The sequence below is a fragment of the Methylobacterium tarhaniae genome, assembly GCF_001043955.1.
GTDB classification, from domain to species: Bacteria; Pseudomonadota; Alphaproteobacteria; order Rhizobiales; family Beijerinckiaceae; genus Methylobacterium; species Methylobacterium tarhaniae.
Genome location: NZ_LABZ01000205.1, coordinates 23,993 through 30,762, shown reverse-complemented (window position 1 = coordinate 30,762; position 6,770 = coordinate 23,993). Strand labels below are relative to the sequence as shown.

Sequence of the window (6,770 nt, the reverse complement as noted above, 5' to 3'; positions counted from 1 at the left end):
CCCACGCCTGGTCCACCCGCGCCCGCCGATTGCCCATCCGCTATGAGCGCCGCGCCGACATCTACGAGGCCTTCACGGTCCTGCAGGCCAGTCTCATCACGCTCCACCAAATCGAGCGGTTCTGTTAGGCGCTCTTAGAGAGGTGTAGCTGACCGAGAGCGGGAGAGTCCGCCTGCGCGGCTTTCACAGCGCTGTAGCCGGCGGGACCTCTCGCGGGGGTGGCCATCGGCGGTGACGGGTTAGGATCGGGTTGCTGACACCAACCCCGAACCCGGGAGACCCCCGATGACCGATGCCGTTATGAGCCTGCGGGCGCTGGCTGAGAAGAGCGCCGACGCGGATGTGCTGCGCGAGATGATCGGGTTTGCCGCGCAGCGCCTGATGGAACTGGAGGTGGGCGGCCTGACCGGCGCGGCCCAAGGCGAGAAGACCCCGGAGCGGCTGGCCCAGCGCAACGGGTACCGTGACCGAGACTGGCAGACGCGAGCCGGCACGGTCGAGCTGCGCATCCCGAAGCTGCGGACGGGGAGCGACTTCCCGAGCTTCCTGGAGCCGCGTCGCATGACCGAGAAGGCGCTGACAGCCGTGATCCAGGAGGCCTACATCCAGGGCATCTCGACCCGCGCGGTCGATGACTTGGTCCAGGCGCTGGGCGGGACGGGCATCTCCAAGAGCCAGGTCAGCCGGCTGTGCCAGGAGATCGACGAGCGGGTGAACGCCGTCCTCGACCGGCCGATCGAGGGCGAGTGGCCCTATCTCTGGATCGACGCGACCTACGTGAAGGTGCGCCAGAACCACCGGATCGTCTCGGTGGCGGTCATCGTGGCGGTGGGCGTCACCACGGATGGGCGACGCGAGGTGCTGGGGCTCGACATCGGCCCGTCCGAGGCCGAAACCTTCTGGACGGAGTTCCTGCGCAAGCTGGCCCGGCGCGGCCTGCGCGGGGTCAAGCTGGTGATCTCCGACGCTCACGAGGGCATCGAGGCCTCGGTCGCCAAGGTGATGACCGCCTCCTGGCAGCGCTGCCGGGTGCACTTCATGCGCAACGTCCTGGCCCATGCCGGCCGCTCGGGCCGGCGCGTCGTCTCGGCCTTCATCGCCACCGCCTTCGCCCAGGAGGACGCCGAGGCCGCTCGCCAGCAGTGGCGGCGGGTGGCCGACCAACTCCGGCCCAAGGTCCCAAAGCTGGCGGCCCTCATGGACACGGCAAAGACCGACGTGCTGGCCTACATGGGCTTCCCAGCCGCCCATCGTGCCAAGCTGCACTCGACCAACCCGTTGGAGCGCCTCAACGGCGAGATCAAGCGGCGCACCGAGGTCGTCGGCATCTTCCCCGACGAGCCCTCGATCCGCAGGCTCGTCGGAGCGATCCTGCTCGAACAGAACGACGAGTGGGCGGTGCAACGCTGCCGCACCATGACCCTGGGAAGCATCGCTCCGATCGGCGATGATCCTCTCGTCAGCCTGCCAAACCTCGCAGTCTGACCAGTCCGGCCCTGCCGGTCATCGTGGTGGACCAGACCCAGCTACACCACGCCTTGGGACATGATCGTCGGACGGCGACGACAACGGGTTTCCCCGACGATCAAAGCCCCGGATCGGATCCTCTACAACAACACCTTGTTGGGTCGGTGTCCTTCGACGGCCGGGAGGAGCCTGTGAGGCGTCTCCCCGTCGCAGGACTTGCCGTCGGCTCGCTTCTCCTCATCTGCCAGCCGGCACGTGCCGGCACGTGCCTCAGCGTGGGGCTCGAGGATGATGTCGGCCGCGACATTCATCCCGGCGGCCTGCTCGGCGACGATGAAGCGGGCCTCCGCATGGGCGACGATGCAGGGCCGCGCGAACAGCGCCGGATCGGTGAGTCGGGCGATCGTCGCCTGGAACGAGGACCGTGTCGCCTCGACGAGCGGGAGGAACTGCTTGGGAAAGGATTCGCGCGAGACCGGTCAGAGCCGCGTTCCCGAGCCGCCGCAGAGGATGATCGGATGAGTCACGCTCGCGGGGGGAGTGCCGTGGCCCATGGCCTCGTCACCTCTGGGGTTTGGTCACCGATGGCATCGTGCTGTCCGCCTTGGAAACGACACGGGACGCCTGGGCCTCGAGGCCGTGCGCATCGCCCCTTGGTCGGAGCATGAGCCGACGGGGTCATCCGCGTGGCCGGCTACAGCGGGATCCTCGCGCGGATGCGGGTGCCCGATGGCGCGCGCGGCTGCACGTCGAGCACGCCGCCGAGCGCCGTCACGCGCTCGCGCATCGCCACCAACCCGTAACCACCGGTCTGACCCGGACGCGGGATCATCCTCGGCTGCCGAACGGTGATGCCGGCGCCGTCATCCTCGACGGACAGGATGACGACCTTGCCCACATGCGCGAGGCGGACCGTCACCTGGCGGGACGTCGCCGCATGCTTGGCGATGTTCGTCAGCGCCTCCTGGGCGATCCGGTACAGGCCGTCCTCGACATGGGCCGGCAGCCCGATCTCGTGTCCTGCGACGTCGAAGGTGCAGCGTATGCCTGTGATGTCGCTCCAGGCTTCGGTCAGCGCGCGGAGGGCCTCGATCAGCCCGAACTCGTCGATGCCGCCCGGCCGCAAGTCGGTGACGATCTGACTGATGTCGGTCGAGATATCGTTGCAGATATCCTTGATCTGCCGCAGCTTGTCCTTGCCGTCGCTGGTGGTGACGTCAAGAGAGAGGGACTGAATGGTCAGGTTGATGAAGACGATCTTCTGTCCGATGTGATCGTGCAGATCCTGTGCCAGGCGTCGCCTTTCCTCCGAACGCGCCTGCTGGACCACCTGCGTATCGTGGCCGGTGAGCGGCTCCGCGCCGTGAGTCGCGCTCAGCCTCTGACGCAGCCGGTCGAGCCGTCCCGTCCAGCGACCGATCCAGCTGCGGCCCTCATCCCGCACCAGGCGGGTCAGCGGAGGCGGCCGACCGGCCGCCGGGGCACGCGCGTTGTCGGGAACAGGGGATTGCGTCATGACATGGCGCTCCCGAACCAGCCCTGCAGGATGCCGTACTGGACGATCTTCGCGCGCGAGCGAACGCCGAGCTTGTCGCTGGCGCGCGCCTTGTAGGTCTCCACGGACTTGTCGGTGATCCCGAGGCGCGCCGCCGCCTCCTTGGTCGTGAAGCCAAGGGCGATGAGGCGGATGACCTCCTGCTCGCGCTGCGTCAGCGTCCGGGCGTCCAGTTGGGCCACTTCCCGGGAGGCCGGCTCCGCCAAGCTCGCCGTCACGAGATGCGCCGCGATCGCGGGGTCGAGATAGACGCCGCCGCTACGGACCGCCCTGACCGCTTGGCCGAGCGTCTCGCTGGCCGACCGCTTGAGCACGTAACCACGCGCGCCGGCCGACAATGCCTGCTGAACATAGACACGATCCTCGTGAGCCGAGAGCATGACGATCCGCGTCGCCGGCACGTCCTTGGCGACCTGCTTGGCCACCGCGATCCCGTGCAGATCCGGCAAGGCAATGTCGAGGACCGCAACGTCGGGCTTCAGTTGACCGATCAGTCGCAGCGCCTGGCTTCCCGACCCTGCCTGGCCCACAACTTGCAGTCCTTCACAAGCCTCCAGCAGCGCCGTCACCCCGTTCAGTAAGAGAGGATGATCATCAGCCAGCAGGACACGCGTCACGCGAGGAAGCGCAGTGCACGAACCATTCATCTGCCGCTGTTCTCCTTCGTGTGACGGACACCAGATCCTCCCCAGAACATGTTATTTTCAATCCACCAAAGGTTGTATTGCCTACCAATGGTTGCATTACCGTTACATGCTATAACAATCTAGCGCGGCGTGACCAATGTCAATACCCGTGTGAGAATTTGAAGTCTCCTCCTTTAGTTTCATTCTTGTGGATTTATGCGATAATCGACAAGCCACTCGACATCTTAGTCAAAGAAAAGTCGAGACGATACCGAACTATGACGCTCAACTCTCGCTGTCGTCTAGCTTAAAATACATTTATTGCAATAAACATTTTCATATGATTTTCTCGGTAATGCGACGAGGCAAAACTTCAAAGCCATCCGCTTTCAAAGCCCTTGGAAACCAAGGCTATCATGCCGACAAATTTCGTATTTTGGCGAAACGCAGCCGAAACGATCGCTCCTCGTCTTGAAAAAGAGCGGCGGAATGACGCGATGGGATCGAGCGGGCGATGCCTGTGCTGCATGAACGATGCTCAGCACGCGCAGCAACTCGTGAAGATCATGGCGACCTGTTCAGTGCTCTCTAGGGAAGTCATCAATGCGCCTGCACCGGTCAGCTCCGTCCGCCAATTCGTGCATAGAAGCATCGGAGCCCCGAAAAGCGTTCCTGATTGCGGCTCCCCAATGCCGGTCAAAATATCGTGATGTCTTAAAAAACCGGCAACGAGGCGATTCGTGCCTTGTGCACTGCAGCGATCAGCGTTATGGTGGCAGGCTGTCCGAATTCTCCGAGAACACTTGCGCGTCGGCTGGCCGAAGCAATACGGCAGGATTGCGGCCGTCCTGGCAGAACAGGGACAGCGATGGCGGGGATCAACGCCCCCTGATCGCTCCGCTGGAGATGCATTTGCTAGTCGCCAGCCATATTTTGCTCACGCGGCCGGCCTGGGCCGCACGCGACGCGAGCCGGCGTGGCGGATCGGATCCGTCGTCTGAGACGGGAGGCCGGCCTATGAACCGGACCCGACCGCGAGACCGGTCGCATCGCGATGCGCCGTCCGTCCGCCCGATCGGACCTCAGGCATAATCGGGAATGTCGTAGGACTGGACGAGTTCGCCGACGCTGTTGCGGATCTCGAGCCGCCATTCCGACTGGTCGAAGACGAGGTGCCCCTGCGACCGCAGCTCGCGCAAGGTCCCGAGCGCTTCGCAATAGGCCTGCCCGATGTCGTCGGCGTCAATGCCGTGCTCGCCTGCGATCTTCGCCGAGATATTGACAAGATAGATAAAGAAGCGCTCTGCCATCGACCAGCACCGGACCCGCGACCTCGCGAGCAGTCGTTGCCTGATCGCGTAGCATACAGGACGTGGTAGCACGTGGACGGCGTCCTGCCTTGTCAGGGAAATACGACGTTACGCGGGACGACCCTGGCCAAGCACGGTCTCGGCCTCGATCGTCGAGACGCGGGCGGTCGGCTGGTAGTCGAAGCCGCCCTGCCGACCGAACGATTCCACACCCAGGGCCTGCATGGCCGAGAGGGCCGCGGAGACGCGACGCTCGGCCTGGTCGACGTAGATCGGATAGGCGTAGGGGACGATCCTCGCGCCTTCGAGGACGAGATCGCCCTGGAACAATCCGGCGGCGGCCGTGACCTTGCGAAAATCCGCCTCCGCCGCCTCCACCTTGCCGCCGACCTGGCTGGCGATCACCTCGACGCCGAAATACTCGCGCGCGTCGGACGGCCCGTAGAAGTCCGAGTACATGGTCAGGCGCTTCCACGCGCCCTCGTGCGAGAAATTGTACAGAATCGGATAGTCGAACCCGCGCCGGCCCTTGAAGCTGAAGAACAGGCTGATCAGCGTCACGCTGTCGAAGTTCAACCCGAGGTCGAGGCCGCACAGGGACAGCGTGCGGTCGATCGGGATGGTCGAGACCATGCGCTGCGATCGTACGAGGCGGGAGCCGAGGGACAGCTCGAACTGCGTGCCCGACCGGCGCAACGCCGCGGGCTTGGCGCCGAGCAGGATGTCGACCCCCTGCCCCCGGAGGCGCTCGGCCGCGATCTCGTAGAGCGGCTGGAAGCCCTCCCGCGGCCGGACCAGCTGCCGATTGGTCGGCGCCGTCCGCCGTCGCGGGCGCACCCGGCGGGAGAGGCCGCGCAGCGAGGCATGCTCCGCGATCCACATCATCCGCTTCTGCGCGAAGCCGAGGTCGACGCGCTCCGCCTCGATGCCGAAGAAGCGCTCCATGTACTTCTCGAGCCCGGATCGCCGCAGCAGGTCCTCGCCGATCCAGTAGCGGGCGAAGTCGCGCGCATTCCCGATCCGGGCGTGGAACAGGCGGGCATAGATCAGCGAGCCGAAGATCGCCGCGCAGCTGCGCAGGCCCGAGCGCACGATGTCGTCCTTGATCGACAGCGGGTAGCGGGTCACCATTCCCTGCGGATTCAGCTTGCCCCAGCTCGGCTCGACGGGGATGTAGGACGGCAGCATCTCCGGAAAGTGGTCGAGCAGCGGCGAGTCGTCCTGGAAAATGAAGCTGCCGATGTCGAAGGTATAGGGCCCGATGCTGCAATCGATGTGATTGCCGCCGAGCCGGTCGAATTCGTCGACGATCAGGATCCTGCGGCAACCCTGGCGCAGCAGGACGGAGGCGGAGACGAGACCGCTGATGCCCGCGCCGAGCACGATCGCCTCATAGCTGTCACAAGCCGCACCGGCGGGGCGGGAGGGCTCGGTCTGGCAGGCCATGGCCTCGATTCCTCGTCGTTCGAATGACGTCGATCCTCATATCGACGCCGGTGCGTCCGGCGCATCGGCTCCGGCGCCATGGTCTTTGGGGGCCCTGGACCGGATATCCGCCAAGAGTCCCGGCCAAGTGTTCCGGCCAAGAGTCCCGGCTCGTCCCGGCCGGGGCGAACAGTCGAAATCGGCCCCGCACGGCCTTCCCGCTCCGTGCAGTCGCAGGTCGTTCAGGTGCGCATGGGGCCGTCCGACCGACCGATGATGCATCCGGCGGCACCGGATGCTGAAACATTGACCATCGGCCTCTTCCATGAAGGCCTGTACACTGATTAGCCCGGATCAGGGGACTTGTCGATACAGAACGGGTTAAAT

Annotated in this window: 5 protein-coding genes and 1 pseudogene; 2 read left to right on the top strand and 4 right to left on the bottom strand. The window is 65.1% G+C overall.

All coding sequences use genetic code 11. The features are described from left to right. Positions 1-128: pseudogene (locus VQ03_RS33325) on the top strand (IS5/IS1182 family transposase); the annotation flags it as partial. Between the two features lie 157 nt (positions 129-285). Continuing rightward, entirely contained in the window at positions 286-1,485 is a 1,200-nt protein-coding gene (locus VQ03_RS25435; protein WP_048453700.1) for an IS256 family transposase, read from the top strand. A 676-nt stretch (positions 1,486-2,161) separates the two neighbouring features. On the opposite strand, the gene VQ03_RS25425 is transcribed toward VQ03_RS25435, so the two are convergent. The 4 genes from VQ03_RS25425 to VQ03_RS25410 all read right to left on the bottom strand — a co-directional run bounded on the left by VQ03_RS25425 (position 2,162) and on the right by VQ03_RS25410 (position 6,404). Continuing rightward, a complete protein-coding gene (locus VQ03_RS25425; RefSeq protein WP_048453698.1) occupies positions 2,162-2,983 on the bottom strand; it encodes a sensor histidine kinase in 822 nt (273 codons plus the stop codon). Beyond that, positions 2,980-3,669 carry a response regulator transcription factor gene (locus VQ03_RS25420; protein WP_048453697.1) on the bottom strand — a complete coding sequence of 230 codons (690 nt, stop codon included), beginning with the start codon at positions 3,667-3,669 and terminating at the stop codon, positions 2,980-2,982. The genes VQ03_RS25425 and VQ03_RS25420 overlap by 4 nt, the downstream gene beginning before the upstream one ends. A 1,061-nt stretch (positions 3,670-4,730) precedes the next feature. Next, entirely contained in the window at positions 4,731-4,958 is a 228-nt protein-coding gene (locus tag VQ03_RS25415) for a DUF6894 family protein (RefSeq protein ID WP_048453696.1), read from the bottom strand. A 108-nt stretch (positions 4,959-5,066) separates the two neighbouring features. Further along, positions 5,067-6,404: an NAD(P)/FAD-dependent oxidoreductase gene (locus VQ03_RS25410; protein WP_048453695.1), complete on the bottom strand. Its 1,338-nt coding sequence runs from the start codon at positions 6,402-6,404 to the stop codon at positions 5,067-5,069. Positions 6,405-6,770: the final 366 nt, after the last annotated feature.